Origin of the sequence: Succinimonas sp. (genome assembly GCF_045225735.1) — a bacterium.
Lineage (GTDB): Bacteria > Pseudomonadota > Gammaproteobacteria > Enterobacterales > Succinivibrionaceae > Succinimonas.
The window spans coordinates 1-2,598 of record NZ_JBGVBR010000257.1 but is presented as its reverse complement, the minus strand read 5'-3'; the positions used below and the strand labels follow the sequence as shown (position 1 = coordinate 2,598).

The 2,598-nt window shown below is 49.4% G+C and carries 3 protein-coding genes; all 3 read left to right on the top strand.

The annotated features are described in order from the left end of the window. The first annotated feature begins 77 nt into the window (after positions 1-77). On the top strand, positions 78-500 hold the full coding sequence (locus tag ACJROR_RS09205) for a helix-turn-helix domain-containing protein (RefSeq protein WP_406040852.1): 423 nt from the start codon (positions 78-80) through the stop codon (positions 498-500). After that, on the top strand, positions 493-1,401 hold the full coding sequence (locus ACJROR_RS09200; RefSeq protein ID WP_406040850.1) for a HipA domain-containing protein: 909 nt from the start codon (positions 493-495) through the stop codon (positions 1,399-1,401). Before ACJROR_RS09205 ends, ACJROR_RS09200 begins: the two co-directional genes overlap by 8 nt. 295 nt (positions 1,402-1,696) lie before the next feature. Further along, positions 1,697-2,548 carry a DUF4105 domain-containing protein gene (locus ACJROR_RS09195; RefSeq protein WP_406546845.1) on the top strand — a complete coding sequence of 284 codons (852 nt, stop codon included), beginning with the start codon at positions 1,697-1,699 and terminating at the stop codon, positions 2,546-2,548. Positions 2,549-2,598: the final 50 nt, after the last annotated feature.

The following is a 2,598-nucleotide window of genomic DNA, read 5'->3' as shown; positions in this document are numbered from 1 at the left end:
GTTATGATCACACGTTTCAGGTAGCGGTATTTCAAAATGAAACATGTTATTGATTACTGCAAAAAAGGAGTCTGCGTATGATAATCGATGAACTGCTGTCAGAGCGAAGTCTGACTCCGGAAATCTTGTCTGTCCGGTCGGGTGTTTCCGAAAACGTCATAAAGGGTATCATCTCCAGAAAAATCCCCCTTGAAGATTGTTCTGCTGCAACGATCGCAAAACTGGCTCAGGCTCTCAAGGTTTCCGAAGAATTTCTAAAGGAAGCAGAGCTTTTCCGGAATTACCGCGAACAATCATTTGAGTACGGCCTGCCGGGTTACCTCCAGCATGATCTTGATGCTTACAAGGATGGGGTGCGAAATCACAGCACTCTCCTGGACTGCCTGTGGTGCGAACTCTACAGCAGTATCAACATAGCAGAGATTGATGACGGTGTTATCACCCATGAACATGCGGATTACCTGCGTAATAAATTTCTGTTCGGAGAATCTGATGATTGACTTCACCTCGTGTCCTGTTGTTCCCGGAAGGTTTTATAACGGTGCCAATGGAGGCAAAAGACCAGTTATTTGGAATAACGAAATCTATATTTTGAAATTCCCTCCATCTGCAGCCGGAAAACCTACTGATCTTTCCTATACAAACGGTTGTGTCAGCGAGCATCTTGGCAGCAGCATCTTCAGACTGTGCGGGATTCCTGCTCAGAAGACCATGCTGGGAAGCTTCTCTGAAAATGGGAAAAACAAAATTGTCTGTGCCTGCCAGGATTTTTCTGAAAACCATAAGAGGTTCTTTGATTTCTGTTCTGTAAAAAATTCCCTCACAGATTCAAAAAGCAATGGTACCGGAACTGAGCTTAACGACATTATTGAGGCTATTGAGACTCAGTCGTATCTTTCGCCATCTGTAATTACCGAACGTTTTTGGAGCATGTTCGTAATTGACGCTCTTATCGGTAATTTTGACCGCCACAATGGAAACTGGGGCTTTCTTTATGATGAAAACACCGGACGGCTCACGCTTGCTCCGGTATATGACTGCGGAAGCAGCCTTCTCCCCCAGGCTGATGAGAACATCATGCGCCTTGTGCTTTCAGATCCCCGGGAGCTTCATGCCCGAATCTTTCAGTTTCCGACATCGGCCATTAAACAGAAGGGCCGCAAAATTAACTACCATGATTTTATCACCGGAAGACATCATGCCGACTGCAATGCCGCTCTCCTGAAGGTATTTCCGGCCATTGATCTTGCGGCCATAAACGCCTTTATTGATGACATGGCAGAACTCTCTCTTCTTCAAAAGGATTTTTACAAAGCCTATATCACGGCGCGGTATAACCTCATTCTCTCCCCGGCATACCAGATGCTTGCGGAGTCTGCGGGAAGAAGCGGCGCCTCCTGATCCTGAAAAGGGCGTTTCCATAGCCCGGATGTTTCGTCAGCTTTTTCAAATAGCCATTTGCTTTCAAAGATCCTGCGGTATAATTCCCGGCGAAATAGGCCGGACTTGGCCTCAGGGATTTTTGCGGGGCAGGGGCGGTCTCTTTATGTCTCCGCATCCCCGTTTTTGCTGCTTCCAGGAGCTGTCGCTGATTTGTTAGTTTGGCCGGAATTTTCTGGCAGGAAATAAGGCTTGGATCAGCCCTGATTTACCCATGGCTTGGCGCGTTTAATATGCATGGTTGTTTCCTTTTGTGATGTTCAGAATTGCTGTTCGGTTTCTGGCTGTTTTCCTGACGGTTCAGGGACTTATGGTTACGCTTTCCGGAGCGGCGGCGGCCGCTCCCCGGCTTCAGGCCGGGGAGAACTCGGAAGAAAACAGCCCCGCTTCCGGCAGTAACCCCGAGGAACGCGAGCCCCGGCCGGAGCTCTCCGCTTCTCAGTTACAGCATACTCCTTATCAGGATCTCCCCGCCGCTTTCATAACGAAGTGGGAGGCGCTTCTCCACATCAGAAACGGCGTCAACGCTATTGAGTACAGTGATTTCTATCTCACCGGCCGGGGGAATGCCGTTATTGATCCCGAAAGAGAGCTCCGGGCCACGCTGGATTATTTCAGAAGAGACCCGGAGGGTGCCTGCCGTTACCCCGCCCGCTATTACCTTATCTATCATGAGCTTCCGGACAGCCGGGACTGCCCGGATTTTGCGGAATACCGCCGCAATGTCTTTGTTTCGGAGGTGTCGCTGCTCCTGGTTTATGAGGACAGCTCGGCCTTTGTGTCCTCCATGGGGCATACCGGGATTTCCATAGCGGGAGATAACGAAACGGGAAGAAAGGTGAAATATGCCGTAACCTTTATGGGGCAGCCCCGTGGGATCGCGGAGATGGTGTATGAGCCGATGCCGGGGAACTATTTTCTGGCGCCCTTTGCCAAATTCCGGGATTCCTATATTGTCGGAGAAAACCGCTCCGTTAAGGAATACCGGCTTCGGACCACGGAGGAGGAACGGCTCTGGCTTTATCTCCACCTTTTTGAATTAAAGGATCAGAATGTCAGATACCGTTTTACCGTAACTTCCCTGCGATTTTTCAGCACCCCTGACTGAACCCGGTATCCTTTTTTTAGTTCTTAAGAAAAGGAGCCCCCTTATGACCC